This is a genomic window from Parviterribacter multiflagellatus (genome assembly GCF_056863265.1).
Genome location: NZ_JBXPIZ010000013.1, coordinates 13,361 through 39,775, shown reverse-complemented (window position 1 = coordinate 39,775; position 26,415 = coordinate 13,361). Strand labels below are relative to the sequence as shown.

At 73.6% G+C, this 26,415-nt stretch carries 26 protein-coding genes, 1 tRNA gene and 1 other RNA gene; 12 read left to right on the top strand and 16 right to left on the bottom strand.

What is annotated here, in order from left to right:
* The first annotated feature begins 74 nt into the window (after window positions 1–74).
* A complete protein-coding gene (locus AC1UE5_RS25310; protein ID WP_482928716.1) occupies window positions 75–1,751 on the top strand; it encodes a GAF domain-containing sensor histidine kinase in 1,677 nt (558 codons plus the stop codon).
* Between the two features lie 12 nt (window positions 1,752–1,763).
* Here AC1UE5_RS25310 and AC1UE5_RS25305 read toward each other — a convergent pair whose 3' ends face one another.
* From AC1UE5_RS25305 to AC1UE5_RS25275, 7 genes are all read right to left on the bottom strand, one after another.
* The gene (locus tag AC1UE5_RS25305; protein ID WP_482928715.1) at window positions 1,764–2,432 is read right to left on the bottom strand and encodes a response regulator; all 669 of its coding nucleotides are present in this window, start codon (window positions 2,430–2,432) and stop codon (window positions 1,764–1,766) included.
* A 62-nt stretch (window positions 2,433–2,494) separates the two neighbouring features.
* The gene (locus AC1UE5_RS25300; RefSeq protein WP_482928714.1) at window positions 2,495–4,279 is read right to left on the bottom strand and encodes a S8 family serine peptidase; all 1,785 of its coding nucleotides are present in this window, start codon (window positions 4,277–4,279) and stop codon (window positions 2,495–2,497) included.
* 11 nt (window positions 4,280–4,290) lie between these two features.
* Window positions 4,291–5,079 (bottom strand): CAP domain-containing protein, encoded by a 789-nt coding sequence (locus AC1UE5_RS25295; RefSeq protein WP_482928713.1) that lies wholly within the window; start codon window positions 5,077–5,079, stop codon window positions 4,291–4,293.
* A gap of 90 nt (window positions 5,080–5,169) precedes the next feature.
* Complete coding sequence (locus AC1UE5_RS25290; protein WP_482928712.1) at window positions 5,170–7,782, bottom strand: hypothetical protein; 2,613 nt, start codon at window positions 7,780–7,782, stop codon at window positions 5,170–5,172.
* Window positions 7,783–7,978: 196 nt separating this feature from the next.
* The gene (locus AC1UE5_RS25285) at window positions 7,979–8,839 is read right to left on the bottom strand and encodes a ribokinase (RefSeq protein WP_482928711.1); all 861 of its coding nucleotides are present in this window, start codon (window positions 8,837–8,839) and stop codon (window positions 7,979–7,981) included.
* A 33-nt stretch (window positions 8,840–8,872) separates the two neighbouring features.
* Entirely contained in the window at window positions 8,873–9,508 is a 636-nt protein-coding gene (locus AC1UE5_RS25280) for a glutathione S-transferase family protein (RefSeq protein ID WP_482928710.1), read from the bottom strand.
* A 36-nt stretch (window positions 9,509–9,544) separates the two neighbouring features.
* Window positions 9,545–10,192: an FMN-dependent NADH-azoreductase gene (locus tag AC1UE5_RS25275; RefSeq protein ID WP_482928709.1), complete on the bottom strand. Its 648-nt coding sequence runs from the start codon at window positions 10,190–10,192 to the stop codon at window positions 9,545–9,547.
* An 87-nt stretch (window positions 10,193–10,279) separates the two neighbouring features.
* Here AC1UE5_RS25275 and AC1UE5_RS25270 point away from each other — a divergent pair, with 87 nt between their 5' ends.
* Window positions 10,280–10,744: a MarR family winged helix-turn-helix transcriptional regulator gene (locus tag AC1UE5_RS25270; RefSeq protein WP_482928708.1), complete on the top strand. Its 465-nt coding sequence runs from the start codon at window positions 10,280–10,282 to the stop codon at window positions 10,742–10,744.
* A gap of 12 nt (window positions 10,745–10,756) precedes the next feature.
* Here AC1UE5_RS25270 and AC1UE5_RS25265 read toward each other — a convergent pair whose 3' ends face one another.
* Window positions 10,757–11,899: a VLRF1 family aeRF1-type release factor gene (locus AC1UE5_RS25265; RefSeq protein ID WP_482928707.1), complete on the bottom strand. Its 1,143-nt coding sequence runs from the start codon at window positions 11,897–11,899 to the stop codon at window positions 10,757–10,759.
* Window positions 11,900–12,020: 121 nt separating this feature from the next.
* On the opposite strand from AC1UE5_RS25265, the gene AC1UE5_RS25260 reads away from it, so the two are divergent.
* Together AC1UE5_RS25260 and AC1UE5_RS25255 are read left to right on the top strand one after the other, a co-directional pair.
* Window positions 12,021–12,347: a PadR family transcriptional regulator gene (locus tag AC1UE5_RS25260; RefSeq protein ID WP_482928706.1), complete on the top strand. Its 327-nt coding sequence runs from the start codon at window positions 12,021–12,023 to the stop codon at window positions 12,345–12,347.
* On the top strand, window positions 12,344–12,940 hold the full coding sequence (locus tag AC1UE5_RS25255; RefSeq protein WP_482928705.1) for a hypothetical protein: 597 nt from the start codon (window positions 12,344–12,346) through the stop codon (window positions 12,938–12,940). Before AC1UE5_RS25260 ends, AC1UE5_RS25255 begins: the two co-directional genes overlap by 4 nt.
* Here AC1UE5_RS25255 and AC1UE5_RS25250 read toward each other — a convergent pair.
* Together AC1UE5_RS25250 and AC1UE5_RS25245 are read right to left on the bottom strand one after the other, a co-directional pair.
* Window positions 12,906–13,577: a Bax inhibitor-1/YccA family protein gene (locus AC1UE5_RS25250; RefSeq protein WP_482928704.1), complete on the bottom strand. Its 672-nt coding sequence runs from the start codon at window positions 13,575–13,577 to the stop codon at window positions 12,906–12,908. The two genes, AC1UE5_RS25255 and AC1UE5_RS25250, sit on opposite strands and share 35 nt — an antisense overlap.
* Window positions 13,578–13,587: 10 nt before the next feature.
* On the bottom strand, window positions 13,588–14,430 hold the full coding sequence (locus AC1UE5_RS25245; protein ID WP_482928703.1) for an oxidoreductase: 843 nt from the start codon (window positions 14,428–14,430) through the stop codon (window positions 13,588–13,590).
* A gap of 278 nt (window positions 14,431–14,708) precedes the next feature.
* On the opposite strand from AC1UE5_RS25245, the gene AC1UE5_RS25240 reads away from it, so the two are divergent.
* Both AC1UE5_RS25240 and AC1UE5_RS25235 read left to right on the top strand, forming a co-directional pair.
* Entirely contained in the window at window positions 14,709–14,975 is a 267-nt protein-coding gene (locus AC1UE5_RS25240) for a hypothetical protein (RefSeq protein ID WP_482928702.1), read from the top strand.
* Window positions 14,976–15,220: 245 nt separating this feature from the next.
* The gene (locus tag AC1UE5_RS25235) at window positions 15,221–16,144 is read left to right on the top strand and encodes a hypothetical protein (protein WP_482928701.1); all 924 of its coding nucleotides are present in this window, start codon (window positions 15,221–15,223) and stop codon (window positions 16,142–16,144) included.
* On the opposite strand, the gene AC1UE5_RS25230 is transcribed toward AC1UE5_RS25235, so the two are convergent.
* Complete coding sequence (locus tag AC1UE5_RS25230) at window positions 16,141–17,034, bottom strand: hypothetical protein (protein ID WP_482928700.1); 894 nt, start codon at window positions 17,032–17,034, stop codon at window positions 16,141–16,143. The two genes, AC1UE5_RS25235 and AC1UE5_RS25230, sit on opposite strands and share 4 nt — an antisense overlap.
* Window positions 17,035–17,154: 120 nt before the next feature.
* On the opposite strand from AC1UE5_RS25230, the gene AC1UE5_RS25225 reads away from it, so the two are divergent.
* On the top strand, window positions 17,155–17,457 hold the full coding sequence (locus AC1UE5_RS25225) for a hypothetical protein (RefSeq protein ID WP_482928699.1): 303 nt from the start codon (window positions 17,155–17,157) through the stop codon (window positions 17,455–17,457).
* A gap of 130 nt (window positions 17,458–17,587) precedes the next feature.
* Here AC1UE5_RS25225 and AC1UE5_RS25220 read toward each other — a convergent pair.
* The 3 genes from AC1UE5_RS25220 to AC1UE5_RS25210 form a co-directional block, all read right to left on the bottom strand.
* Window positions 17,588–17,659 (bottom strand) — tRNA-Val (locus AC1UE5_RS25220).
* A 17-nt stretch (window positions 17,660–17,676) separates the two neighbouring features.
* A complete protein-coding gene (locus tag AC1UE5_RS25215; protein WP_482928698.1) occupies window positions 17,677–18,174 on the bottom strand; it encodes a MarR family winged helix-turn-helix transcriptional regulator in 498 nt (165 codons plus the stop codon).
* Window positions 18,171–18,791: a DJ-1/PfpI family protein gene (locus AC1UE5_RS25210; protein WP_482928697.1), complete on the bottom strand. Its 621-nt coding sequence runs from the start codon at window positions 18,789–18,791 to the stop codon at window positions 18,171–18,173. Before AC1UE5_RS25210 ends, AC1UE5_RS25215 begins: the two co-directional genes overlap by 4 nt.
* 101 nt (window positions 18,792–18,892) lie before the next feature.
* Between AC1UE5_RS25210 and AC1UE5_RS25205 the strand changes: the two genes are divergently transcribed.
* From AC1UE5_RS25205 to AC1UE5_RS25190, 4 genes are all read left to right on the top strand, one after another.
* Complete coding sequence (locus AC1UE5_RS25205) at window positions 18,893–21,016, top strand: CocE/NonD family hydrolase (RefSeq protein WP_482928696.1); 2,124 nt, start codon at window positions 18,893–18,895, stop codon at window positions 21,014–21,016.
* A 13-nt stretch (window positions 21,017–21,029) separates the two neighbouring features.
* An RNA gene (gene ffs / locus AC1UE5_RS25200) (signal recognition particle sRNA large type) lies at window positions 21,030–21,296 on the top strand.
* 39 nt (window positions 21,297–21,335) lie between these two features.
* On the top strand, window positions 21,336–22,289 hold the full coding sequence (locus AC1UE5_RS25195; protein ID WP_482928695.1) for a hypothetical protein: 954 nt from the start codon (window positions 21,336–21,338) through the stop codon (window positions 22,287–22,289).
* 55 nt (window positions 22,290–22,344) lie between these two features.
* Window positions 22,345–22,692: a hypothetical protein gene (locus AC1UE5_RS25190; RefSeq protein WP_482928694.1), complete on the top strand. Its 348-nt coding sequence runs from the start codon at window positions 22,345–22,347 to the stop codon at window positions 22,690–22,692.
* 81 nt (window positions 22,693–22,773) lie between these two features.
* Here AC1UE5_RS25190 and AC1UE5_RS25185 read toward each other — a convergent pair whose 3' ends face one another.
* Window positions 22,774–24,315, bottom strand: a complete 1,542-nt coding sequence (locus tag AC1UE5_RS25185) for a DHA2 family efflux MFS transporter permease subunit (RefSeq protein WP_482928693.1) — start codon at window positions 24,313–24,315, stop codon at window positions 22,774–22,776.
* Window positions 24,316–24,370: 55 nt separating this feature from the next.
* Here AC1UE5_RS25185 and AC1UE5_RS25180 point away from each other — a divergent pair, with 55 nt between their 5' ends.
* Window positions 24,371–25,036, top strand: coding sequence for a TetR/AcrR family transcriptional regulator (locus tag AC1UE5_RS25180; protein WP_482928692.1), 666 nt, complete (start codon window positions 24,371–24,373; stop codon window positions 25,034–25,036).
* Here the strand turns inward: AC1UE5_RS25180 and AC1UE5_RS25175 are convergent.
* The gene (locus AC1UE5_RS25175; protein ID WP_482928691.1) at window positions 25,029–26,384 is read right to left on the bottom strand and encodes a hypothetical protein; all 1,356 of its coding nucleotides are present in this window, start codon (window positions 26,382–26,384) and stop codon (window positions 25,029–25,031) included. The genes AC1UE5_RS25180 and AC1UE5_RS25175 overlap by 8 nt on opposite strands.
* Between the last annotated feature and the right edge of the window lie 31 nt (window positions 26,385–26,415).

Here is a 26,415-nt window from a genome sequence, read left to right as displayed (position 1 = left end):
GGCTGCTGCGAACCTCTCATCCCGCCACGGGCGGCCCCCACGCTGCGGGTAGGGTCGGCCGAAGGGGACCAGGCGTGATCGAGCGACATGGAGAGTCGACGGCGCCGGGGACGTCCGGCGGCGCCACCGAGCGGATCCTCGCGGCCTGCCGCGCGCTCAGCGGCGGCGAGGACCGCGACCGCATCGAGCGCCGCCTGCCGCCGCTCGCGCTCGACGTGACCGGCGCGACGTCGGCGACGCTCGCCGTGCTGGACGAGCGGCAGGGCGCGTTCGCGCGGCTGCTCACCACCCGCCGTGACGCCGCCTCGCCCGCCCTGGCCGAGCCTGACGCGCGGGCGCTGCTGTGGGAGGTCCACCAGCACGCGGCGGCGCGCGGCGGGCCCGACGAGCACGACCGGTTCAGCGCGGCCGCGACGCTCCCGGACGGTGCCCCGGCCGACGTGCTCGTCGTCCCGCTCCTCGACGGCCGCTGGCTGCACGGCTGGCAGTGCGTCGTGACCGCGGCGGGGGAGGCGCCCGACGCCGAGGCCGCCGAGGCGCTCGCGGTCCTGGTCCGCTGGGCGGGCATGGCGCTGAGCAACGCGCGGCTGGTCGACGATGCGCGCGTGCGCGAGACCGAGCTCGTCCGGGCCGTCCGGACGCTCGGCGCGGTGGGACGGATCGCCGACTCGGTCACGCGCGAGCCGCAGATCTCGAAGGTGCTCGACCGGATCGTCGGCGAGGCGCTCGCGCTGGTGGACGCCCGCTTCACGCTCGCGCTCCTCGTGGACGGGGACGAGCTGGTCGTCGCCGCCCACGCCGGCCCGTTCGCGCGCGACATCCGCGGCCTGCGGCTGCCGGTCGGGGAGCGGACGGTGCTCGCCGAGGCGCTCGCGGACGGCCAGCCGCGCGCGGTCGACTCGTTCGTCCGCCGCGACCTGCTCAGCGCCGACAGCGACATCGGCCGCGCCGACCAGGGCGGGCTGGTCGCGCCGATGGTCTTCCGCGGCGAGCCGGTCGGGATGCTCGTGGCGATCGAGGGGCTGAGCGCGAGCGGCGGGTTCGACGCCGAGGCGACGCAGCTCCTGCAGTCGTTCGCGGCGGGCGCGTCGTCGGCGGTGGCGGGCTCGCGGCTGATCGAGGAGGACCGGCTGCGCCGCACGCTCGCGGCGACCGAGGAGGAGCGGCGGCGGTGGGCGCGCGAGCTGCACGACGAGACGCTGCAGGACCTCGGCGTGCTGCGCATCGGGCTCACGGTGGCGCTGGCCGACGACGACGCCGACGCGCGCGCGGCGATGCAGGCGGCGGCGGACGGGCTGGCCGACGAGATCGCGGGGCTGCGCGGGCTCATCAACGAGCTGCGGCCGGTGATGCTCGACGAGCTGGGGCTCGAGCCGGCCGTCCGCGCGCTCGTGGAGCGCACGCGCAAGCGCGGCTCGTACCCGATCGAGGCGCGGATCGACCTCGGCCCGGACGAGCGGCTGCCGCGCGACGTCGAGGTCGTCGCGTATCGCGTGACGCAGGAGGCGCTGACGAACGTCGCCAAGCACGCCGAGCCGCAGCGGGTGGCGGTGACGATCTCCCGCTCGGCCCGCGCGCTCGACGTGCAGGTGGTCGACGACGGGCTCGGCTTCGACCCGCGCCTGACGCTGGGCGGCGCGGGCCTGACCGGGATGCGCGAGCGGGTCGCGCTGACCGGCGGGCGGCTCGTGATCGCGTCGCGGCGCGGGTTCGGGACGCGCGTGAAGGCGTCGCTCCCGCTCGCCCGCTGAGCCGTCCGGGCGTCAGTCGTCGAGCAGGTGGTGCTCGATCGCGTACCGCACGAGCTCCACGCGCGTCGTGCGGCGCAGCTTCTGGTGCAGGTGCGCGCGGTGCGACTCGACCGTCCGCACGCTGAGCACGAGCTCGTCCGCGATCTGGCGGTTCGTGTAGCCGAGCGCGATCATCCGCAGCACCTCGACCTCGCGTGCCGACAGCTCGTCGTCGATCGCGCCGTCGCCGGACTCGACGAGCGTCGCGATGCGCGCGCCCAGCTCGGGCTGGAGGTACGTCCGCCGCCGCGACGCCGCCCGGACGGCGCTCACCAGCTCGGTCGCCGCCGCGTCCTTGAGCACGTAGCCGCACACGCCCTGGCGCAGCGCGCGGCGGGCCAGCGACGGGTCGTCCTGCATCGTCAGGACCACGACGGCGGTGTCGGGTGCGCGGTGCTGGAGCTCGGGCAGCGCGCCGAGCGCCAGCTCGCCCTGGAGGTTCATGTCGAGGATCAGCACGCGCGGCTGCGTCGCCTCCACCGCGCGGACCGTGTCGTGCACGGCGTCCGCCTCGGCGACGACCTCGAAGTCGTGCTCGGCCTCGAGCAGGAGCTTCAGCCCGTCCCGCATGACGATGTGATCGTCGGCCAGCACGATCGTGATCGCGCCGCCGCCGGAAGCCGCCTTCGTCCCCGCTTCCATGACCCGGGCCGACCCTACACCCGGCCGGGAGCCGCCGTCGGACGTCGTGGCGCGGGCGGCGCTCACGGCGCGCTCCTGCGGGCGGTCAGCGCGAGCAGGTCGGCCGACGCGGTGAACTTCAGCATCGAGCCCGCGCAGCGCACGCGCACGCGCACCTCCCCGCCCGCGCTGCGGTGGTCGGCGGCGGGCAGGCCGCCTCCGACGCCGATCCACGCGCCGTCGCGCCAGCGCAGCATGGTCAGCTCGCGCGTGCAGGCGCGCGTCTCCGTGCCCGTGTACGTCGCGGCGAGCGTCGTCGCGGTCGCCGGGACGTCGCGGAACGTCGCGGTCCAGGAGACGAGCGGCGACAGGCCGGTCGACGAGTCGAGGAGGAACGCCGCCCCATCCCCCGCCGCGAGCTCGGCCGGGCCGCCGCGTGGGTTGGTGCCGGTGCCGACGGTGACGGCGACGGGCGCGTGCGTCGTCTGCGCGGGCGGCGGATCGGGATCGGGGTCGGGATCGGGGTCCGGGTCGGGGTCGGGGTCGGGTGGGCCGGACGGGGTCGCCGCGCCGCTCCACCCGAGATGGCCGTAGATGCGTCCGGGCACGGGGCGGTCGGGGTCGCCGTGGAACCCCAGCGCCGGGTCGGCGGCGCTGCGCGCGGCCGCGGCCGCGCGCAGCCGCCCGACCACCTGCGCGGGGGCGCTGCCCGCGCACGGACCGGGGCCGTCCGTGGTCCCGAGGCAGAGCGCGGCCAGCCCCGCGACGTGGGGCGTGGCCATGCTCGTGCCCGTCCTGACCTGCGTGCCGCCACCGGCCCGCGTCGAGAGCACGCACGAGCCGGGCGCGGCCAGCACGTGCGCGCCGCCCGCGGCGCTGGTGGCGAAGTTCGAGTAGCTCGCGTACCGGTCGTCGGCCTGCGCGCCGGAGCACAGCGCGCCCGGGCCCGCGCCGCCGGGTGCGCCGTCGGTGTCGGTCGCGGCCGTCACCGTCAGCGCCTCGGGGTAGACGGCGGGCACGTCGGGTGCGCTGGTGCGCTCGAAGCTCCGCCCGCTGTTCCCCGAGGCGACGACGACGGTGACCCCGGCGCCCACGGCGCGGCAGACGGCGAGGTGCAGGGAGCTCGCCGCCGCGGAGCAGGCGCGGTGGTCGGTCGCGTCGCCGCCGCCGCTGAGGCTGAGGTTGACCACGTGGACGTCGTTCGCCGGGTCGGCGTCGGTGCGCGTTCCCACCACCCAGTCCAGGCCGCAGATCACCTTCGACCAGGCCCCGCGGCCGGCCGCGTCGAGCACCTTCACCGCCGTCACCGGCGTGCCCGGCGCGACGCCCACGACGCCGCTGCCCATGTTGCGCGCCGCGATCGTCCCCGCGACGTGCGTGCCGTGGCCGTGGTCGTCGTCCGGCGTGGTGCCCGGCGCGACGCAGTCGGTCCCGGCGCGCACGGTGAGGTCCGGGTGGCCGAGGTCGATGCCGGTGTCGAGCACGGCGACACCCGCGGTGGACGCGCGCGCGGCGGTGGTGGCCGTCGCCGCGCCGACACGACGCACGCCGGGCGGCGCGGTCTCGCCGGCGGCGAGCGGGGGATCGGCGACCGCCTCGACGGGGCGGTCCGGCGACACGGCGCGGACGGCCGGGTCGGCGGCGAGCTGCGCGGCCTGCGCCGGCGTGAGCGCGGCGGCGAACCCGGGCACGGCGGCGTCGAAGCGCAGCCGCGCGCGGAAGCCCTGCCGGCGCTCGCGGGCGTCGGTCGCGCGGTCGGGAGCGCGCACGCCCGGCTCGTAGACGACGACGTAGGGCTGCGCCGGGCCGGCGGCGTGCGCGGGCGGGACGGCCGCGGCAGCGACGCACGCGCCGAGGGCGACGGCCACGTGCGCGCGCCTCATCGCCGCGGCCCCCGGATCGTCCGCCACGCGCCGCGGTCGGGGCCCTCGACGGTCTCGGGGTACGCGACCGCGCGGGCCCGCGCCAGCGCGCCCGGCCGCACCGCGACGCACGCGCGCGCCGTCCCGAGGTGCCGCACGCCGCCCCAGCCGCGGCGGCCGCGGAGCTGCAGCTCCACCGCCCGCACCGGCGCGTCGGCCAGCGACCGCAGGAGCACGCGCCGCCCGTGCGCGCAACGCGAGACCGCGAGCCGCGGCGGGTCGGGGACGGCGATGACGGCGTCGAAGCGGGGGCGGTCGTCGACCGTCCCGAACGTCGCGGCCCAGTACCAGCGGGCGGCGAACGCCGGGTTCTCCGCGACCGCGACGCCGGTCACGCGGTAGGCGGCGCCGCGCATCGTGCGGTCGTGCGGCGGCGACGCCTTCAGCGCCTCGAACATCGCGTCGTCGGCGAGCGACCCCGTGCCGGTGTTCTGCGCTGCGCCCGGGTCGAGGTAGTTGAAGTCGGCCAGGCGCGACCACAGGTCGCGGCCGAGCGAGTCCACGTGGGTGATCGTGAAGCCGTCGTGGGCGGCCATGTCCCGCGCGTACCAGCGCGCTTCTCGCTGCAGCCGGGCGGAGACGAGGAGCGGGCGGAGGCCGAGCGAGGCGCGGTACGCGTTGGTGCGTCGCAGCAGCGCGAGCTCTCCGGAGGTGAGGTCGGCGACGGCGGCCCGGACGGACTCGGGCGACGTCGTGGCCGGCGGGCCGGCAGCGGCGGCCGGGGCAGGGACGGCGAGGGCGAGCACGAGAGGAAGGAGGCGGAGGGAGCGCATCGGAGACGGAGGAGGCCCGCACCTGGAAGCGGGCCTCCTCGGGTCTTCAGGGAGCCTCGGTGCCTAGATCGCGCTGAGCGAGATCGACTTGACCGAGGCGGGGATCGCGGTCTTCAGGACCACGACCTTGTTCGGCGCGACGCTGAAGGTCCGGGTGGCGACCACCTTGCCCTTCTTGTTCAGCATCTTCACGCGCACGCGGACCGACTTCACCTTCGGGCCACGCGCGTTGAGCCGGATGGACGTGCCCTTCTTGCTCCGGACCAGCCGGCCGGAGACGGCCCACTTCTTCACCTTGGTGGGGGAAGCGGAGGACACCTGGATGTTGTTCGCCTTCGCGATGGCGATCGACGGGGTGCTGGTGCTGGCCTGGGCCGGCGCCTGGACACCCGGGTTCGGCGTGCCGCCGTTGTTGACGGGCGGATCCACCGGCGGGTCGACCGGCGGAGGCGGCGTCTGGTCGTTGAAGTCCAGCGCCTTGGAGCGGAACAGGCCCTCGTTCACGAAGTCGGCCACGACGCCGATCTGCTCGAGCGGGTTGCCGTCCGCGCGGTACACCTCGAACGCGACGTTGCCGGCCGAGTTCGTGATGCCGCAGGCCCGCTGCGGCCCGTTGTCGCCGGACTGCGACGTGCCGACCAGGCTCCACGGACCGATCTGGCTCGCCCCGCCCGCGGACGGGCCGTAGAACCGGACGTTGTCCGCCGCCTGGGACGACAGGCACACGAGCTCGCCCGCGAACCCGCTGCCGTCGATGTCCTGCGCGTGCGCGATCACGACGCGGCCGTTGCGGTCGCCGCCGGAGACCGGCGTGCCGTCATGGCTGATCGTGCCCTTGGCGTAGTCGACGAGGTACTTGGAGAACTCGTTCCCCACCTCGATGTTGACGACGTTCGACTTCTTGTCGGGCGCGACCGGCTCGTCCGGGTAGCTCGCGACGGCCTGGATGTCCGCCTCGCCGAGCAGCGGGAACTTCGCCTTCTCGAGGTCGCAGCCGAGGTTGAGGTTCGGCAGGTTGTCGAAGAAGAACCCGTAGCCCGGGAACCAGTTCGCACGCGCCTCGCCGTGCTCGTCGCTGTAGACGGCCACGCTCTGGGCGCCCTCAGGCGTCGTGCGCGGCTCGTTGTGGTCGCCGACCCACTGCAGGCACTTGGTCGGGTCCGCGTCGCCGACCGCCAGGATGCGGGCGACGTCCCAGTAGTCGTACGGCCCGTTGACGAGGAAGCCCGGGGCGCTGTTGCGACCCAGGACCGCGCCGTCGACGCCGGAGACCGGGGAGGTGTTGAACAGGAAGTTCCCGTCGCCCGTGGCGGGGATCAGGGACGTGTAGTACGGCGCGAACAGGTTGTGCGCCGTCGCCAGGCCCGTGCCGTTGCGCGAGTAGTCGATGCGCTTGTCCGCGTTCGGATCGGCGAACGGGTCGTCCGCGACGCCGGCCTCGAGCGGCCCGCCCACGCCGAAGTGGCCGACGCCACCGGGCAGGATGTCGAAGTCGATCCGCGTGGACGGCATCGGCGCGTCCTCAGGCGTGATCTGCCCGTCGCCGAGCAGCGTCTGCGCGGTGCGGACCGGGTCGAACGGCCCGATCGTCTCGTCGGTCGTCAGGCCGAGCGGCGTGACGCCGAACAGGCCGGACAGGTTCAGCAGGCTGTCGAGCCCGGCGAACACGCGGCTGAAGTACTCGCCGCCGTCGCAGTTGTCGACCGCGTCGACCTGCGTGGCCGTCCCGATGTCGCAGACCAGGCCGCTGACGTGGCCCTCGGTCGCCGCCTTGGTGTCGTGCAGGTCCCAGTAGGACTGCGCGGCGTGCTTGTCGATGATCGGGTCGGTCGTCTCGGCCAGCTGCTTGGCCATCGCGGGCCAGGCGTCAGGCAGGGTCACCGTGTCCGGGAAGTCGTAGTCGGCGAAGTCGCCGCCCGACATGGACATGAGGCCCTTGACGTCGACGTCGAGCTCGCTCGGAGCGCCGCCCGGGATGGACGCCTTGGGCGCGTGGAGGATGCTCAGCTCCGGCGTCGTCAGCGACATCCAGCCCATGAGGGCCTGCCGGCTGAGGAGCCGCTCGTTCTCCGTGAAGAGGTCGATGATCACGTCGATGAGGTCGCCCACGTCGGCCGCCTCGGCGCCGCCACCGCCGCCACCGGGCAGCGGGATCACGACGTCCTCGAGCAGGTCGCCGATGTCCGCGGGGTCGAGCGTGATGTTCTGCGAGACGCGCGCGAGGCCGTCCTGCGTGGACATCAGGACGTGCTTGACGCAGACCTGGCCGTCGTCGGTGATGAACCAGTCCTGCGCCTTGAAGGGCATGACCTTCGGGGAGCTCGCCTCGTGCTTGCCGGACCAGGCGGTGACCTCGACGTTGGAGTCGAGGATGTCGTTCAGCTCCAGCCCGTTGGCCTCGAGGACGTCCTCCAGGTACGGGATGTTGATCACGACGTTGTCGCTGCAGCCGGTGAGCCGCAGGTACTCGCCGCGCCAGGCGAGCATCGGCGCGTTGCCCTGCTGCGCGTCGGCTTCCGTGCCGGGCAGGGGCAGGTCGCCCGGATCGAGCGGGTCGAGCCCGCCGATGTTGATCGCCTGCGCGGGAGCGGCGAAGGCCGCGGCACACGCGAACGCGGCGCCGAAGGCTCCGAGCCTCCCAAGCCGCTTCTTCCGTGAGATCCCCGTCGGGGGCATGGCTGATGGAACCTCCAGCGCCCTCAGGCATGGCCGCCACCTGACGACCACCGAGGACTAGACGGAGCGAACCTACGGTCGCCGCCGATGCACTGGCATCCGGTCGGAATGCGGCTTTTCCACTTTCGGGTGCGCCGCATCGGGGTGCGGGAAAACCGAGGTTCGGCGGCGCGTCGCCGCACCCTCAGGCTCGGCTTCAGCGTGAGGCCGTGGCCGCGTCGATGGTCGCTGTGCGGGGCATTCCGCCGCGCGCGCCGGGGACGGTCGTGGACAGCGCCCCGGCGACCACCGCGCGCGTCATCGCCTCGTGGGCCGACCGGCCGCGCGCCAGCGCCGCGGCGAGGACGCCGGTGAACGTGTCGCCGGCGCCCGTCGTGTCCACCGCCTCGACTGCGGGCGCGCGCACGGAGGCGCCGTCGTCGATGCGCGCGCCCGCCGCGCCGAGGGTGGTGACGAGCGGGCCGTCGCCGCGCTCGCCCAGGGCGGCGACCTCGCCGGCGTTGGCGACGACGATCGGGGCGGCGGCGCGCAGCTGCGGCGGCAGCGCCCGCACGGGCGAGGGGTTGACGACGAGGCGGGCGCCGCGCGCGGTGGCCGCCTCGGCCGTCGCGACGAGCGCGTCGTCCGGGATCTCGAAGCTCAGGACCACCACGTCGCCGCGCTCGACGCCGGCCAGCCCCGCCCGCACGTGCTCGGCGGTGAGCGCGAGGTTGGCGCCGGCCGCGACGACGATCGTGTTCTCGCCCGCCGCGTCGACGCAGATCATCGCGACGCCGGTGGCGCGGTCCGGCAGGACCGCCACCCCGTCCGTGTCCACGCCCTCGCCGCGCAGCTCGTCCAGGCTCCGCCGCCCGGCGTCGTCGTCGCCGACCGCCGCGACGAGCCGCACGCGCGCGCCGTCCCGCGCCGCCGCCACCGCGACGTTCGCGCCCTTCCCGCCGCCCGCGTGGAGCGGGTCGCCGGTGGCGAGCACGGTCGCGCCGGGCGACGGCAGCTCGGCGACGGGCAGCGTGACGTCGGCGTTGACCGAGCCGACGACGTGGACGGTGGCGCTCATGCGCGGCCCATCTTGGCAGCGCGCGCCGCGCGCTCAGCCGTAGATGGAGCGGCCCGCGCCGGGCAGCGCGTTCTCGGGGTACGGCACGAGGTCGTTGACGTAGCCGGGCAGCGCCGCGACGCGGTCGGTCCACGCGCGCACCGCGGGCCAGCCGGCCAGGTCGAGGCCGGCATCGCCCGCCACGTGCGCGTACGCGTAGATCGACAGGTCGGCGATCGTGGGCGCGTCGCCGACCAGCCAGTCCGCGCCGGTCAGCCGCTCCTCCAGCACGTCGAGCGCCCGCCGCGCCATCGGCAGCCGCTGCGCGACGACCTCCGGATCGCGGCCGGTCAGCATCCGGAACCGCGCGCCCGCGATGCCGGTCATCACGTGCTCCTGCTCGAACGTCAGCCACTGGACGACCTGCGCCCGCCCGAGCGCGTCGCCGGGCAGGAGCGGCGTGCCCTCCGCGAGGAACCACAGGATCGCGTTCGACTGCAGGAGCACGGTCCCGTCGTCGAGCTCGAGCACCGGCGTCTCCCTTGCGAAGTTCAGCCGCCCGAACTCCTCGGTCAGCGTGTCCCCGGCGAAGATGTCGACCGCCACCCGCTCGACCTCCCGGCCGGTCAGCGCGAGCAGCAGCCGCACCTTGTAGCAGTTGCCGGACGCCGCGTAGTCGTAGAGCCTCATACCGCCCCAACGCGCGGGCGCGCGAGAACGTGACCTCTACGCGGCCACGCGGTGCTCGCGCCACTGCGCGTCGATGGCCCGCTCGGCTGCCGCGAGCGACTCGGCCGCCAGCGGGCGCAGCTCCGCCATCGCGGGCGTGACGTCGGCGAGCGTCAGCTCCGCGGTGATGAAGCGCGGGACGAGGCCGGTGAGGTGGAGGCCGTGCGGGAGCCACTGCTCGGCGTGGTCCCACCCCTCGCGCGGCGTGCCGGGCGCGTAGCCGCCGCCGCGCGAGGCGACGACGAGGAAGTCGCGGCCGCCGAGGAGGCCCTCGCCGGTGTCGGGGTCGATGCTCAAGCCCTGCGTGACGAGGTGGTCGACCCACGTCTTGACGCTGCTCGGCGCGCCGAAGTTGTAGACGGGCAGGCCGAGCAGGACGGTGTCCGCCCGCCTGACCTCGTCGATGAGCGCGACCGTCGTCGCCCACGTCGCGCGCTGCGCGTCGGTGTGCTGCTCGGGCGGCGTGACGCGGGCGAGGTGCGCGTCGGTGTCGAGGTGCGGCACCGGCTCGGCGCCGAGGTCGCGGTAGGTGACCGTGCCCTCCGGATGGGCCGCGCGCCAGCGCTCTGCGGCACGACGGCTCAGGCGCCGGCTGATCGAGCGGTCGCCCTGGATGCTCGAGTCGAGATGGAGGAGATGCGGCATGACGTGCTGTGCTCCGTAGATCGTTGGTGAAACGCAAAGGAGTTGTAGCACGTCAATCAGTGATGGGCGCGGCGTAGACTGGACGCCGTGTCCTCGCTGCCCGTCGTCAACCAGCTCCCGCGCCGCTCCGCCGCGCTGCTCGACCACCTGACGCGGCGGATGCGGGTGCGCGCCGAGGCGGTGCTGGAGCCGCTCGGCCTGCGTCCGCGGCACCTGGTCGCGCTGACCGTCCTGCGCGAGCGCGACGGCATCTCGCAGGCGGACCTGGCGACGACGCTCCAGCTCGACCGCACGAACCTCGTCGGGCTGCTCAACGACCTGGAGCAGCGCTCGCTGGTCGCCCGCACCCGGTCGGCCGAGGACCGCCGCAAGCACGTCGTCGGGCTCACGGCCGAGGGCCGCGACCAGCTCGCGCAGGCCGAGCTCGCGCTCCAGGTGGTCGAGGACGAGGTGCTCGCCGCGCTCTCGCACGAGCAGCGCGACCAGCTCTACGAGCTGCTGGCGCTCGCCACGAGCGACGCCACCTGCACCGAGCCCCTCGGCCCCTGCTGAGCGCCGCGGCCGCTACCAGCGCAGGGCGGCGAGCATCCCGTCGGCGTCCGCGAGCGCCGGCGACTCCAGCAGCCCGACGGTGGTGACGGTCGCGTCGGACGCGAGCGCGGCCTCGACCGCGCGCTCGCCGGTGAGCGCCGGGTCGCCGCCGTCGACCAGGTCGCGCGCGACCGCGGGGATGACGGTGGCCGCCGGGACGTGGAGCGGGTCGAGCACGAGCTGCTCCACCCGGCCCGTGGCCAGCGCGGCGAGCACGGCGGCCGGGCCCGCGGCCGCGGCGTCCGGGCCGGCCGCGGCGAGCGCGTCGGCGCGGGCGACCGCGTCGTGGTGGTGGAGCGCCTCCAGGTGCGGCTCGACGCGCGCGGCGACCTCGTGCGCGGGGAGGCCGAGCAGGTTGACGTCGAGGTCGAGCCTGATGCGCGCGCGGGCGGCCTCGGGCAGCGCGAGGTGGAAGCGGGGCGCCAGCCCGCCGGGGGCGGCGAGGATCACGCGCTCCCACCCGCGCGCCGCGATCCGCTCCGCGACGGCGGTCGCGGAGGTGACGAGGAAGCGGTCGCGGTGCTCCTCCTCGCGCGCGCTGAGGTGTTCGAGGTGCGTGGTGCCCGGGTTCGCGCGCGGCGCGCCGCCGGCACCGCGGTAGCGCCGCCAGTCCGACCGGTCGAGCTCGAGCTCCACGTCGGTGTCCTCGTCGATCGTGCCGTGCGCCCACTCCAGGACGCGCACGCGCTCGCGGCCGGCGACGACGATTCCCGCGGGCGTCCCGCGCTCGACGAGGTCGACCGCGGGCGACACGAACGGCCGGCTGTCGAGCACCACCGCCGAGGCGCGCAGGGGAAGCTGCGCGGTGTGCCGCTCGTCCAGCGCGCCGTCGAGGCTCAGGAACCAGCTCAGGCTCCGCCCCCGCGCGGTCGCGTCGAGGTCGTCGATCGCCGCCACGACCTCGTCCCGCACCGCCCGCAGCGCGAGCCGGTCCTCGCGCTCCAGCCCGTCTTCGGTCAGCGCCTTGATGCCGGCGGTCAGCTCCGCCCGCCACGCCGGCGCGGCGCGGGTGTTGGCGGGGTCGCGCGGGTCGGTCCGCAGGTGGAGGCTGAGCACGGGCGAGCCGGCGTCCAGCGCGGCCAGCCGTTCGAGCGTGACGCGGTCGAGCACGGGCACGCCGCGGACGATGGCGCCGGGCCGGGTGAGCGCCCCTCACCCGCGATGGGTGACGCACCGCTGGTTCGCGAGACGGTAGAACGTCGTACGTTGTATCGCCTCACGTAGTAGTCTGCTCGCCATGAGCTCCGACGACCTCCTCGACCTCGGGCGCTACTCCGGCCCGGCGACGCTCATCCTCACGAGCCTCGCCGAGGGCCCCAAGCACGGCTACGCGCTCACCAAGGACATCGAGCGGTTCGCCGCCGTGACGCTGCAGCCGGGCACGCTCTACGGCGCGCTCACGCGGCTGACCGAGCAAGGGGCGATCGAGGCGCTCGACGGCGAGGGGCGCCGCCGTCCGTACCGGCTGACGCCGCGCGGGGCGCTGGCGCTGGAGGACCACCTCAAGGCGCAGCGCAGGATGGCGGACGTCGGCCTGCGCCGCCTGTCGGGGGCGACGGCATGAGCGGCTGCACGAGCCTCGGCGCGCGCCACGCGCGGCTCGTCGAGCGGCTCGGCTGGTGGTACCTGCCGCTCGCGTTCGTCTTCTGGGTCCTGCTGTGGCCGATCGGACTCACGGTCCTCGCGGTCGCGTTGGTGCAGCGCGAGCGCGCGGTCCGCCGCGACCCGGAGCTGCGCGTCCGCCGGCTCCTGGCCTGGTACCCGCCCGCCTGGCGGGAGCGGCACGGCGAGGCGATGGGTGAGCTGCTGCGCGACGCGCTCGCGGACGGCCGTGGCGGCCTGCCGATGACGCTCGACGTCGCGCAGGCGGGGATCGAGGCCCGGATGGAGGCGATGACCGGCCGGGGCGTGTACGCGGCGCTCGCGCTGTCGCTGGGCTCGATCCCGCTCTTCCCCCAGGGCCTCGTCCCGCTGGTCATGACCTTCACCGGCCACGACGACCGCTCGTGGTTCCTCGCCCTCTACGCGCCCGACGCGCTCCAGCGGCCGGTCGCCGTGGGCATGATGGCCCTCGGCGCGACGCTCCTGGTCACGGGCTGGCGCATCGCGCGGCCGCTGCGGCTCAGTCCCGCTGCTGGCCGAACAGCTCGAGGATGAGCAGGAACACGTTGAAGATGTCGAGGAAGATCCCGGCCGCGATCGGCACGGCGGCGTCCGGCGTGCTGCGGCGCAGGCGGTTGAAGTCGAAGATCGTGAACGCGCCGAAGATCCCGAGGCCCGCGACGGCGTAGATCGTGTTCTCGGCCGGGACCGACACGAAGATCGCGACGAGCCCGAACCCGATCAGCGCGAGGAGCGCCCAGAACAGCGTGCGTCCCCACGCGCTGAGGTCGCGGCGCGTGGCGTAGCCGTACGCGCCGGTCGCCGCGACGAACGCCGCCGTCGCGCCCGCCGCCTGCCACAGCGCGGACGGATCGGCGCCGGCGTAGTCGGCGATGACCGGCGCGACCGCCAGCCCGAGCACGAGGCCGAGCCCGAACAGCAGCCCGATCGCGAGCTGCTCGTTGCCGCGGGCGGCGGCGACGTTGAGGCCGACGGTCAGCCCGAGCGCGCCGAGGAACAGCACGATGCCGATCCCGCCGTCGAGGTCGCGGCCGAGGTACGCGCCGAGCGCGCTGAACCCGAGCGTGGCGGCGACGTAGCCCATCACCTGGCCGAGCAGCGCGCGGGTGTCCGGGGCGCTCTGCGCGTCGCCGATCGCCGGCGCGTCGTAGGGGGTCTGGAAGGTGCTCATCGCCCGGCCCTCAGCGCGCGGCCGCGGAGGTCGCGGATTCGCTCAGCTCCGCCCAGCGCTCGAGCTCCTCGGCGCGCTGCTGCTCGGCCTTGCGGGTGATCGCCACGGCGTCGGCGCCCAGCAGCAGCCGGCGCGGCGGGTCGGCCTGGCCGACCACGTCCACGACGATCTGCGCGCCGCGGGCGGGGTCCCCGGGCTGGGCGCCGTCCGTCTCGTCGCGGCGGCGGTGGATCTCGCCGACCGTCGCGGCGTAGTCGTCGCCGACCGGGTGGCGCCGCATCGACGCGCCCTGCCAGTCGGTGCGGAACGCGCCCGGCTCGACGATGACGACCTTGACGCCGAACGGCGCGGTCTCGCTGGCGAGCACCTCGGAGAAGCCCTCGACCGCGAACTTGGCCGCCTGGTACGCGCCCAGCCCGGGCGTGCCGCCGACGCGGCCACCGACCGAGGAGAACTGCACGAACACGCCCGAGCGCTGGCGGCGGAACACCGGCAGCGCCGCGCGCGTGACGTTCACGACCCCGAAGAAGTTCGTCTTGACCTGGGCGCGGAAGTCGTCCTCCGCCATCTCCTCGATCGGGGCGCTGTTCGCGTACCCGGCGTTGTTGACCACGACGTCGAGGCCGCCGAGCTGCTCCGTCGCGAGGGCCACGACCTCGCGCGCGCGGGCCGGGTCGGTCACGTCGAGCGCGACCGCGCGGACGGCGTCGCCGTACGTGGCGACGAGGTCGTCGAGCTGCCGCGGGGTGCGGGCGGTGGCGAGCACGCGGTCGCCCGCCTCGAGCGCGGCGATCGCGATCTCCCGCCCGAAGCCGCGCGAGCTGCCGGTCACGAGCCATGTGCGCTGTCTCATTCGTGGACCTCCTGGTGTTGACGGGTCGATACGCGATCGACCGTCCGACATGGCGGCCCGCTTCGCACCCGTGCCACCCCCTGGTCCACCCCCGGGAACGCCGAAGGCCCCGCCGTGGCGGGGCCTTCGATGAGGTGGGCGCGGCGGGTTTCGAACCTGCGACCTCTCGCGTGTGAAGTCCGGCGCGCCGGTCGCGAGCTACTGCGAGGTGCCGCGATCTGCCGAGGACATGTTCGAATCCGCGCTGGCGCGATCTCCGAGCGTCGCGGTGTGCTGCCGTGTGCTGCTTCCACACGCGCTTCCATAGAGCGCATGACGAAAAGCAGACGCAGAAGCTTGAGCAACTCAAGCGCTATTGGGCGAAGTCGGATGCGATCGTCGAGGCCTATCACGAGGACGACCTCGGTGTCTGGGTCCGTGTGACCGACGCGCGGGACGAAGAGTTGACGACGCATCTCATCGATCCCGATGGCGAAAGCTCGAATCCAGAGCCGGGCATCGCGCCTTACCTTCAGCGCAAGGACGAGGACGACGGGCCGAACTGAGCGCTGCCGCCGTAGAGAGCCGCGAGTCGGCTGCAAGTCGATCGTCGTTCACGGCAACGCGCATGGCTCCATTCTCCCCGATCTGCGTTCAACGCGTGGGGTAACCCGAGCGAACGCGGACGATGATCCAGGGGCGTCCTCGGCGGGTGCTGAAGCACGTACATGCCCCGACCTCCGCTGAGATCTCAACTAGCTGCGTTCAACAAACGAGAACGTCTGGCTGAGCGCTCATACTTCATGCGGCTATGGATCAGCTTCTCCTTCAAGGCAGCGAGGACGTCTTCGATCGCGAGGTGAACAGGCTCATCGCGGCGGGCGATGACCGTGCACTGCTCGATCTCATGGCCGCGCTTCCGGACACGGTCAAGGGGCTCCGCTCGGACGCGGAAGAACGGTTCGATGTACCGGTGCCGATCGTCAACGCGTGTGCGGTGGCAGCAGTCGCATTGCGGCGCAACAAGCGTGGCGTCGTCGAGGCCGCGCTTGATGCTCTGCTCCAGACCTACCGGACTGGCTCTGTTGACTCGGACGGTGGGCCTGAGGACGACGTCCGCCTGTGGGAGACGGCCGTAGGCTCGCTGTGGGCTCTGGGCGCAGTCGCAGTAAAGGCAGAGGACTGGGCGACCGTCCGATCAATCGTCATGCGCGCGCCTGAGGAGGGCGGCCACTACCGCACGTGGCTGAGACACGGCCAGGTCATGAGCTCACGTGCCTCAACCGATCGCGCCGACGACAACGTGCTCAATCTCTGCGCGGTGCGCCTGGCGACGAACCCGAGCTTTGGCTTCGTCTCAGAGAGTCCGGAAACCCGTGATCGGTTCGTCGCGGCTTTCGACCTGCTCGCGCAAGTCATGGTTGTGGGCTCGCCGGGCGGCGGGATCATGGACGTCTACCCGAGCTACGCCAAGTTCCCCGTCGCGTATGTCGAGCCGCACGTGATCGCGCTGCGACGCGAGAGCGAGGTGCGTACCCAGATCTTCCCGGGCTCGGATTCGGATCTTCGCGCCGCGTTGCGCGACTGCAACGAGATGGCGCTCTACCAGGCTGCGCAAGATCGCTATCGCGGCGGGACATGGGCGTACGAGGGATTCCAAGACGCACGGACCTGGGCGTACCTGCGAGAAGGACACTTCTTCGAAGAGTGGCCGGCCGGCGTTCGTCGACTCTAAGTCGGCGGGTCGTCCAGGTACGTGACCGGTTCGGGAGCCTCCAGTGCGCCGGTCTTGGCCCACCGAAACGACCGCCCGAAGTCGCGATTGCCCTCGGCGTAGACGAGCGCCGCTTCTCGCTGATGCGCGTCGGTTCCGTAGCGCTGGACCACGAGGCCCACCGACTGGTGATACGTCCAGAACGCGAAGTGCACCGCCTGCGATAGCCATTCCGGTGTGCTTCCGAACCGCCACTCGATCTGCTGGCCCCGACCAAACTTCGGAGCGCCCATGCGGGCGATCGAGAATGCGGACGGGTGAAGAACCTCGTTCATCAGCTTCACCACCCACGCGTTCATGAAGCGCACCTGATTGCGATCCGCTTCGGTCTGCCAGCACGTCAAGACGGCCTCGAACTTTGCCTTGCTGCCGACGCCCGTCCAGCTACTCGTGCCGCCTTTGAAGAGCTTCATCAGCTCGTCCGTCTCCTCGTCCGAGACGTCAATCGAAGGCGGCTTCTCCCCGTCGAACCAGGAGGCGAACTCAACCTGCGTGCGAGCGCGAAGGATGCGGCTGAGCTTGTCGTGCTGCTGAATTCGTTCGACGGCCAGCGTGGGGTTGAGCGCGATCCAGTGGGCGTCGAGCATGTCCTCCCACAGCGAGCGGTTCAGCATCAGGCCCTGCTCGCCGAACATGCGCTTCGCGAGCCACCGGGTGACGGCCTCATACGTTCGCGTGGAACGCGCGAAGAACGTCAGCAGCAGGAGGTCAGCGGGCTCTAGCTCGCGGGCGACAGTCCATGATTCCGCGTTCGTCGCGACCCAGCGGAGCGTCTTCTCGCAGACGTGAATCTGGAGTGACGTGGGGCCATCGCCAGGATCACTTGTCAGCCGGTTCGGGTTCTGCGTCATGGGACGTCCGTATGCGCGAACTCTGAGTCAGTTCGGCGCGGATGAGAGTGTCTCGGCCGGATCGGATGCCTCCCGTTCCGCGCCCGCTGGTCCATCCGCGACGGGGTTACGGTCGGACGCATGTGGACCATCACGCAGGGACCTGAGGAAGTCCGCGCCGTCAACGACGGTCACCGCTTCCGCTTCGTCGTTGAACGCGAGGGCGAGCGCCGAGATCTCTTCGTCGAGATCTCCGGTATGGCCTACATCTCGGCGGAGTCGTTGCCCTCGCCGCTCGATGACGACGCCAAGACGGACGGGCTGCACGCGGCGCAGCGGTACATCGACGAGGCGAACGAGAGCGGTGGCGAGCCTCCGGTGATGATCGATGTCTCGACGACGCGAGTCGTGCCGACGTTCCCTGAGGCTCCGGCCAGCCTGTAGCTACAGGATCGACCTATCCGGCGCGCGGAGCGGTACACCCGCTTCCAGCACGCTTCCACCGGGGCGAAGAGGAAAGGGCAGGGGGAGGTCCGAGCAGAAGAAAGGCCCGACTAAGTCGGGCCCTTCCGAGTGGGCGCGGCGGGTTTCGAACCTGCGACCTCTCGCGTGTGAAGCGAGCGCTCTCCCACTGAGCTACGCGCCCTCAGGGGAGGATTGATCCTAGCGTGACGCCGCTTCCGCTTCGACCGCGGCCCGGAGGCGGTCGAGGGTCGTGAGGGCCGCGGCGAGCTCGTCGGCGTCGAGGCCGGCGGTCACGCGGTTGGCCCACGCGACCTGGTCGGTGTGGATCGCGCGGACGGCCTCCAGGCCCGCGGGCGTGGCGAGGAGGAGCTTCGCGCGCTTGTGCTCGGGGTTGTCGCGGTACTCGGCCAGGCCGTCGGCGACGAGGACGTCGGCGAGGCGCTGGACGCTCTGGCGCGTCAGGCCCATCACGCGCGCGACGCCGCTCACCGTGCGCGGCTCGTGGAGCACCGCGCCGAGCACCTGCCAGCGCGCCGCGGTCAGGCCGACGGGCTTGGACAGGCGCTCGGCGGCCTCGAGGAAGAGGCCGTGGAGGGGGAACGTCGCCAGCACGATCTCCGTCAGCGCGTCGCCCGCCGGCGTGCGGCCGGACGGCGGCGCGCCGGCGTCGGTCGCGCGCCCCGCGGGCTCGCTCACGCGGTGGCCGCCATGAGCTTGCCGAACCACGCCGGGTCGCCGGTCGAGTACAGGCCGTACCAGGCCTCGAGCACGTCGGGCGCGTAGAGGTCGAGGCGCGCGAAGACCTCCCGCGCGAACTCCACCGGCCGCACGCCGCTGGCCGTGATGAGGTCGCCGTCGGTGACCGCCGGCGCGTCGACGTAGCGCTCGCCGCCCGCGTAGCCCTCGACGTACGCGAGGTACTCGGCCGCGTTGCTCGTGTGGCGGCGGTCGTCGAGCAGGCCGGCGCGCGCGAGGCCCGCGGTCGCGCCGCAGATCGCCGCGACCGGGACGCCGGCGGCGAGGAACGCCCGCGCCGCCTCGGCGAACTCGCCGAGGCCGCCCTCGTCCCAGCGCGCCGCGCCGGGCAGGAGGAGCATGGCGCTGTCGGCGGGCCGCAGGTCGGCGAGCGCGAGGTCCGGGACGATCGTGACGCCGCCCATCGTGGTGACGGGCTCGCGGGTGAGGCCGACGGTGCGGACGGCGTAGCGGCCGGGCTCGCGCTGGTGCTCGGGCTGGTTGATGCCGGCGACGGCGAACCCGGGCTCCCAGTCGGCGAGGGTGTCGTAGACGGAGAGGTGCACGGTGATGGGCATGTGCAGCATGCTGTCATAATGACAGTGCGCTGTCAATAACTCCGGTGGAGTCTTGGCGCGGATCGCCACAAGTTCGGCCGCAGGCACGCGTTCAAGGCGGCATGACACGGCCGCTCGTCGCTCTCGCCATCACGCTCCTCGCGACCCTGGTGGCCGCGGCGAGCCCCGCTGCCGCCGACGTGCCGGAAGGCGCCCTCTGGTGGGACGCGACGATCTACGAGGAGGACGGGACGCTCCTCAACGCGACCGTGTTCCGCCCGACGCACGTCGCGGAGATGGAGAAGACGCCGGTGATCCTCAGCGTCGGCCCGTACTTCAGCCGCGCCGGGCAGGTCGGCGCCGCCGGGCCGGTCCAGGGCGCGCCGTACGACCCGCTCCAGCCGCAGGTCCCCGACCGCTTCACCGACTTCATCGAGGGCGCGAAGCTGATGGAGAAGGGCTACACCGTCGTCTACGTGGACCTGCGCGGGTACGGCGGCTCGACCGGCTGCCAGGACTGGGCCGGGCCGGGTGAGCTCGCCGACGTCGCGGCGGCGATCAAGTGGAGCGCCGAGCAGCCGTGGTCGACGGGCAAGGTGGGCATGTACGGCAAGTCCTACGACGGGCTCACGGGCCTGATGGGCGCCGCGCTCAACCCGCCCGAGCTGCGCGCCGTCGTCTCTCAGGAGCCGGTCTACGACCTCTACCGCTACCTCTACTCCAACGGCGTCCGGTACGCGAACTCGCTCGGCACGCCCGCGCTCTACGACCTCATCGCCGCAACGCCCGGGCCGCTCCTCGACGACCCGTACTACGTCGTCAACTCGCTCAACGACCTGCAGCGGCCGGGCTGCCCGCTCCTCAACTGGCTCGACCAGCAGAACGACAACCACAGCGACCCGTACTGGCAGGCGCGCGACTACATCCGCAAGACGAAGGGCTCCGACGTCCCCGTCTTCCTCACGCAGGGCTTCCTGGAGAACAACACCAAGCCCGACGGCGCGTTCGAGCTGTTCAACGGGCTCGCGAACCCGGGCAACCGCGCGTGGTTCGGGATGTGGGACCACGTGCGCGGCAACGACCGCGACGCCGACGGTCGCCTGCTGATGGGCCGCGAGGGCTGGTTCGACGAGGTCGTGCGCTTCTTCGACCACCACCTCAAGGGCGCGCCCGCGCCGACGGATCCGCCCGTCGTCGTCCAGACGAGCGACGGCACCTGGCGGGCGGAGGAGCAGTGGCCGCCGGCGGACGCGACCACGTACACGAGCGCGCTGCGCACCGGCAGCTACCGCGACACGACGCTCAACAACGGCAGCGGCGAGGGCGCCGGCGACGGCATCTGGACGTTCTCGCCGCCGCTTCCGCACGACGCGCACCTGGCGGGCGTCCCGCGCCTGCGGGTCGACGTGGGCGCACCGCTCCCGCGCGCGAACCTCGCGGTCAACGTCTACAGCGTCGCGCCGGACGGCACCGCGATGATGCTGAGCCGCGCGACGACGCTCGTGGGGAACGGGACGACGCTCGACCTCGAGCTGCTCGGCAACGACTGGAAGATCCCGGCCGGCCACCGCATCGGCGTGCTCCTGTCGAGCTCCAACGCGGAGTGGTTCCTCCACGTGCCGACGCTCCAGACCGTGCAGGTGAGCCGTGCGACGATCACGCTGCCGTTCCTGCGTGAGGCGCGGACGCCGACGCTGCCGGGCGGGCCGGCGGTGCGGCTGGAGGAGTGGCTGGAGGAGGCGCCGTTCACCGTCGACCAGGCCACGATCGAGGCCGCGACCGATCCGGCGTTCGCGCTGCCGCCGGCGCTCGTCGCGCCGGCCTCCGCGCCTGAGGCACCCGAGCCGGATCCCGGCCCGGCGACGCCCGAGGAGCCCGGTGCGCCGGCGCCCGCCGCCGCGCCGGCCCCGCAGCCCGCTGCGCCCGCGCCCACCGCCGCCGCCCCGCGTGCCGCGGCCTCCGCGCGCGCCGCCACCACGACCACGGCCGCCTCACGCGTCCCGGCTCGCCTGACCGCGCGCCTCCTCCGCCGCTCCGGCCGCCTCGTCGTCACAGGCCGCGGCCCGGCGGGCGCGACGGTCGTGGTGACCCTCCAGCGCGCCGGTCGTACGCTCGCGACACGGCGCGTGACCGTCCGTCGCGGCGGCACGTTCACCACGACGTTCCGGGTGCGGAGGGGCCGCTACACCGCCACCGCGGCCACCGGCGGGACGACGGTTCGCACGGCGGGGCTCCGGCTGCGCTAGATTCACCCCAGGACCGTGCTAGGCGGGGAGGTAGCGGTGCCCTGCACCCGCAATCCGCTCTAGCGGGGCTGAACTCCCCTTCGAGGGGCGTCGGCCCCGGTCAGCGCCGTCGGTCGCGGCGTCGATGGCCCGGGTCCCGTGCGACGTCGGCCCGCGAACCAGGTCAGGTCCGGAAGGAAGCAGCCTTAAGCGACAGTCGATGGGCGCAACGGGGTCGCCTGGACCGGAGCCTTGGCCGACGGAGAGCGTCCGGGACCGCGTTTCGACAAGGGGTGCACGGTCCGCTTCCTTCGACGCCGTTCCGGGCAGCACGTTCACCGTGCAGCCCGGAGCGGTGTACTGGAGGCGCCGCGCCACCGCCCTGGGGGTGCTGGCGCTCCTCGTCGCGCTGCCGCTCCTGCTCCTCGCGGGTGGAGGCGGCGACGACGGGAACGAGACCGCGGGCGGCGGGGTCAGCGCCAGCGCGGACTCCCAGCAGCCCGAGCGGCGCCCGCAGCTGCCCCGCGGCGGCCGCTCGATCTTCCCCGAGCACCGCGTCGTCGCGTTCTACGGCGCGCCACAGGACGACGAGCTCGGCGTGCTCGGCATCGGCACGCCCACGCGCGCGGCGCGCAAGCTCGCCCGGGTCGCCAAGGACTACGACCGCCGCGGCCGCCCCGCGCTCCCCGCGCTCGAGCTGATCGCGACGGTCGCGGCGGCCCACCCGGGCGAGGGCGACCGCTACAACCTGCGCCAGGACGACGCCGTGATCGAGCGGTACCTGAAGGCGGCGCGCCGCGCCAAGGCGCTGCTCGTGCTCGACGTCCAGCCCGGCCACGCGGACTTCATGACCGAGGTGCTGCGCCTGGAGAAGTGGCTGCGCGAGCCCGACGTCGGCCTCGCGCTCGACCCCGAGTGGCACACGCCCGGCGCGGTCCCGGGGACCGAGATCGGCTCGGTGACCGCGGGTGACGTCAACGAGATCTCCGAGTGGCTGGCGGGCCTCGTCGCGCGGCACGACCTGCCCGAGAAGCTGCTCGTCGTCCACCAGTTCACCGCCGACATGATCCAGAACCGGCCCGCGCTGCGGCCGCGGAAGGGGCTCGCGATCACGCTCAACGTCGACGGCTTCGGGGATCGCGCGAACAAGCTCGCCAAGTACGCGGAGTTCACGCGGGGGCAGGAGCGCTTCCACGACGGGTTCAAGCTCTTCTACAAGGAGGACACGAACCTGATGACGCCGGGCGCCGTCCTGGACCTCCGTCCGCCGCCCGATCTCGTCGTCTACGAGTGAGCCTGGCGCAAAACGTGCGGTTTGGCACGTAGGCGCGGCGGGGATGGGAAGCAACATGGCGAAGAAGACCTCCCAGCAGGAGCAGGTGATCGAGCTGCTCCGGGCCCGGGGCCTCCGTCGCAAGGTCGCGGAGACCGTCGCCGACGCGGTCGGCAGGGCGCCCAAGAAGAACCCGCCCAAGGCGGTCCAGGCCGTGCTCCGCGACCTGGACACCGCGCGCAAGGAGATCGAGGACCGCGTCACGGGGAAGTCGAAGAGGCGGAAGGCCGCCGCGCAGAAGGCCGCGGCGACCCGCAAGCGGCAGGCGGCGAAGCGCAGCGCCGCCGCCAAGAAGGGGGCGCAGACGCGCGCGAAGCGGGCCGGTGGGGCGACCCGCAGCACGCGTGCGAAGGCCAAGGCGTGACGCCTCGGCCGGCATCTGCATGAGAAGGCCGGGCCACGCACCGTGCAGCGATGGCCCGGCCCGCCCTCACCGTGCTGACTGCTAGGCGGCCGCGACCAGCTCGCCCGTCGCCGCCGGCGCGTCCGCGGCCCACTGCTGCTCGCGCGCGCGTCGCGGGAGGGCGCCGGAGAGCGTGAGCGCCAGCGCGACGAGGCCGAGCGCCACGACGGTCGCGACCTGCGCCGCGGCGACCGCGGACGCCGCGGTCAGCGCGCCCTGCTCACCGGAGACCGAGAAGAACACGGTGCCCAGCAGCGCGACGCCGGTGGCGAAGCCGAGCTGCTGCATCGAGCCGAGCAGGCCGGTCGCGGAGCCGACCTCGTGGTCCTCGACGTCGCCGAGGACGATGTCGAACAGCGGCACGAAGATCATCCCCATCCCGAAGCCGAAGACCGCGTTCGGGGCGGCGAGGTCCCAGGCGCCGAGCGCCGTGCCGGTGGAGGCGAGGACGAGCAGGTAGCCGCCGAGGCCGAGCGCCATCAGCGTCAGGCCGAGCTGGAGGATCGAGCGGCCGAGCTTGTGCATCAGCGCGCCGCCGAAGCCCGAGCCGAGGAACGCGCCGACGCCCGACGGGGCCATCGCGATCGCGGCCTCCAGCGGGGAGAAGCCGAGGCCCGCCTGCAGCAGGACGCCGATGAAGAGCATGATCCCGCCCATCGCGGCGTGGAACGTGACGGAGAAGAGGACGCCCGACGCGTACGAGCGCTTGCGCAGGACGCTCGGCTCGACCAGCGTCGCGGCGCCGGTGCGGTTGCGGCGGACCTGATCGCGGGCGAACAGCGCGACGACCGGCACGGCGGCGACGAGCAGCGCGACCATCCACGCCGGCCAGTCCTGCTCACGCCCCTGGACGAGCGGGAACACGAGCAGCAGCATCGCCGTGCCGCCGAGCGCGACGCCGCGCAGGTCGAGCCGGCCCTGGCCCGGAGCGGGCTTGACGTCCGGCAGGTGGCGCAGCGCGACCGCGAGCGCCACGACGCCGATCGGCAGGTTGATGAAGAAGACCGAGCGCCACCCGACGACGTCGGTCAGGATGCCGCCGACGATCGGCCCGAGCACCGCGGCGAGCCCCATGATCGGCCCGAAGATCGCCCACACCTTCGCCTGCTCGTGCGCGGGGAAGAGGTCGCGGATGAGGCCGAACGCCTGCGGCACCATCAGCGCGCCGAACGCACCCTGGGCGACCCGCGACGCGATGAGCATCTCCGGCGAGACCGCCAGCGCGCACACCGCCGACGCGGCCGTGAACCCGCTGAGCCCGACGACCAGCATCCGCTTGCGGCCGAACAGGTCGCCGAGGCGGCCGCCGGTGAGGAGCAGGACCGCCAGGGCGAGGGTGTAGCCCGCGGCCAGCCACTGCAGCTGGGCGTACGAGCCGCCGAGATCCTCGCGGATCGCCGGCGCCGCGACGTGGATCACCGACACGTCGAGCAGGTCCATCACGCACGCGGCCATCACCGCGCCGAAGCCCACCCACCGCTTGGGAAGCGGCGCGTCCGCGCCCGCCGTCGCTGCCGTCGCGCTGCCGCTGCGCGGCGCGTCCACCGTGGTCTCCTCGAAGGAGAACGAAGCGTTCCGTTCCATGAGTGAAGAGTAGAACAGAACGATCCGTTCTGCAAGCCGGATATGCTTCTCCGCGATGGATGAGGCAGCCCCCACCCCGCTCGTCGGCCGCAAGGCCCAGGCCGCCCGCAACGACGAGGCGATCCTCGACGCCGCGCGCGCGGTGTTCACCGCGGACCCGGGCGCGCCGATCCAGGCGGTCGCCAAGCGGGCGGGCGTCGGGATCGCGGCGCTCTACCGCCGCTATCCGAGCAAGGACGACCTGCTCCGCAAGCTGTGCGGCGACGGCCTGACGCGGTACATGGAGATCGCGCAGGCCGCGCTCGACCACGAGGGCGAGGCCGCGGAGGACGTCTGGCAGGCGTTCGCCGGCTACGTGCGCGGGATCATGGCCGCGGACACGCCGTCGATCACGCTCCGGCTCGCCGGGACGTTCACCCCGTCGCAGGAGCTGTGGGAGCAGTCGACCGCGGCGGGCGAGCTGAACGCCCGCCTGTTCGAGCGCGCGCACGCCGCGGGCGTCCTGCGCGAGGGCGTGACGATGAACGACATCGCGCTCCTGACCGAGTCGCTCGCGTCGCTGCGGCTCGACGACGAGGAGCGCGCCGCCGAGCTGCGCGCCCGCTACACGGAGCTGGTGCTCGAGGCGATCCGCGCCCCGCGCGGCGGGTGGTCCCCGCCGCCCGAGCTGCCGGGTGCCCCGCCGAGCGACGAGGAGCTCGGCGCCCGCTGGGTCACTTGAGCCGGTCGGGCCGCACGACGACCCACGAGTCGTTGCGCGCGACGACCTCGCCGGACGTGCGCGGGAGCGTCCGGACCGGGTCGGACTTGTCGAAGATGAACCGCTGCGCGACCTCGGGGCTGGCCGGCCCGAGGTAGGTGCAGACGTCGGCCGGGTCGGCGCCGACGACGACGTCGCGCGGGTCGATCCCGTCGAAGCGGAGCGCGAGCTGCGGCACCGGGCGGCGGGTCGTCGTCCCGACCGGCTCGCACCGCAGCGCGTCGTCCGGCAGCGCGTCGAGGTCGGCGAGGATGTCGTGCTGGATGCCGAGCGAGCGGTCGAGGCGCTGGAGCCGGTCGATCTGCCCCGGCGCGAAGACCGCGAGGGCGAGGAGGAGCGCGGCGGAGACTGGGAGCCACGCGCGCGAGCGGAGGCCCTCGACGAGCGCGCCGCCGGCGAGCACGCACGCCAGCGCGGCCGGCAGCACGAGGTAGCGCGTGATGATCGGCAGTCCGGCGGTGGCGAGCAGCCCGAAGGCGACCAACGCGAGGGCGAGCGCGACGAGCGGGGTCAGGCCCAGGCGCGCCCGCCGCCGCCAGGCCAGCCACGCGCCGGCGACCAGGCCGAGCAGCACCGGCTCGCGCAGGATCTCGCCGAGCCGCCGCGGCCCGTAGAGCACGAGGTCGACCGGGCCCGTCTTGCGCCCGAGCTCCTCCGCGTTGTCCGCCGTCCCGAGCCACGAGTGGAGGGGGTCGCCGGTGAGCACGAGGTCGTGGAGCATCCACAGCACCGGTGCGATCGCGGCGACGAGCAGGAGACGCGGGTCCCGCCGCCACGCGACGTACGCGACCGAGAACAGCCAGGCCTCGGGTCGCAGCAGGCCGGCTGCGGCGAGCAGGCCGAGCACCGCGACGTCCCCGCGGCGGTCCCGGCGGGGGACGGCGACGGTCACGAACGTGAGCAGCGCGCCGAGGACGAGGCACAGGTACGGCAGGTCCACGTACGCGCGCAGGCCGAACGACAGCACCGGCTCGCGCGTGAGGAACAGCACCGCCGCGACGACGCCCGCGGCCACCCCGAACCACAGCTGCGCCAGGCGGGCCACGAGCGCGGTGGCGACGCCGAGCGACACGTACGAGAGGACGTTGGTCGCGGACGCGTTCAGCACCGTCGACCACAGCGTCTGCAGCGGGTGCGGCGTCGGCGCGAGCGGGACCTCGATGTCCGGCTTGACCCCGTCGAGCAGATCCCGCCCCCACAGCAGGGCGTACGCGGTGTCGTAGTTGATGAACGCGTTCCCGCCGAACACCCAGAGGACGGTGAGCGCGAGGGCGCCGGAGAGCGCGGCGAAGAGGGCAAGTTTCGGCATCGGAAGGCGTTGGAGCACCCAGTCCGGGTCA

Excerpts from the sequence above, each read along its gene's own strand:
- AC1UE5_RS25305 (WP_482928715.1), bottom strand. The coding sequence starts at position 2,432 with ATGGAAGCGGGGACGAAGGCGGCTTCCGGCGGCGGCGCGATCACGATC.
- AC1UE5_RS25290 (WP_482928712.1), bottom strand. The coding sequence starts at position 7,782 with ATGCCCCCGACGGGGATCTCACGGAAGAAGCGGCTTGGGAGGCTCGGA.
- AC1UE5_RS25285 (WP_482928711.1), bottom strand. The coding sequence starts at position 8,839 with ATGAGCGCCACCGTCCACGTCGTCGGCTCGGTCAACGCCGACGTCACG.
- AC1UE5_RS25280 (WP_482928710.1), bottom strand. The coding sequence starts at position 9,508 with ATGAGGCTCTACGACTACGCGGCGTCCGGCAACTGCTACAAGGTGCGG.
- AC1UE5_RS25275 (WP_482928709.1), bottom strand. The coding sequence starts at position 10,192 with ATGCCGCATCTCCTCCATCTCGACTCGAGCATCCAGGGCGACCGCTCG.
- AC1UE5_RS25260 (WP_482928706.1), top strand. The coding sequence starts at position 12,021 with ATGAGCTCCGACGACCTCCTCGACCTCGGGCGCTACTCCGGCCCGGCG.
- AC1UE5_RS25255 (WP_482928705.1), top strand. The coding sequence starts at position 12,344 with ATGAGCGGCTGCACGAGCCTCGGCGCGCGCCACGCGCGGCTCGTCGAG.
- AC1UE5_RS25250 (WP_482928704.1), bottom strand. The coding sequence starts at position 13,577 with ATGAGCACCTTCCAGACCCCCTACGACGCGCCGGCGATCGGCGACGCG.
- AC1UE5_RS25245 (WP_482928703.1), bottom strand. The coding sequence starts at position 14,430 with ATGAGACAGCGCACATGGCTCGTGACCGGCAGCTCGCGCGGCTTCGGG.
- AC1UE5_RS25235 (WP_482928701.1), top strand. The coding sequence starts at position 15,221 with ATGGATCAGCTTCTCCTTCAAGGCAGCGAGGACGTCTTCGATCGCGAG.
- AC1UE5_RS25230 (WP_482928700.1), bottom strand. The coding sequence starts at position 17,034 with ATGACGCAGAACCCGAACCGGCTGACAAGTGATCCTGGCGATGGCCCC.
- AC1UE5_RS25225 (WP_482928699.1), top strand. The coding sequence starts at position 17,155 with ATGTGGACCATCACGCAGGGACCTGAGGAAGTCCGCGCCGTCAACGAC.
- AC1UE5_RS25210 (WP_482928697.1), bottom strand. The coding sequence starts at position 18,791 with ATGCCCATCACCGTGCACCTCTCCGTCTACGACACCCTCGCCGACTGG.
- AC1UE5_RS25205 (WP_482928696.1), top strand. The coding sequence starts at position 18,893 with ATGACACGGCCGCTCGTCGCTCTCGCCATCACGCTCCTCGCGACCCTG.
- AC1UE5_RS25190 (WP_482928694.1), top strand. The coding sequence starts at position 22,345 with ATGGCGAAGAAGACCTCCCAGCAGGAGCAGGTGATCGAGCTGCTCCGG.
- AC1UE5_RS25185 (WP_482928693.1), bottom strand. The coding sequence starts at position 24,315 with ATGGAACGGAACGCTTCGTTCTCCTTCGAGGAGACCACGGTGGACGCG.
- AC1UE5_RS25180 (WP_482928692.1), top strand. The coding sequence starts at position 24,371 with ATGGATGAGGCAGCCCCCACCCCGCTCGTCGGCCGCAAGGCCCAGGCC.
- AC1UE5_RS25175 (WP_482928691.1), bottom strand. The coding sequence starts at position 26,384 with ATGCCGAAACTTGCCCTCTTCGCCGCGCTCTCCGGCGCCCTCGCGCTC.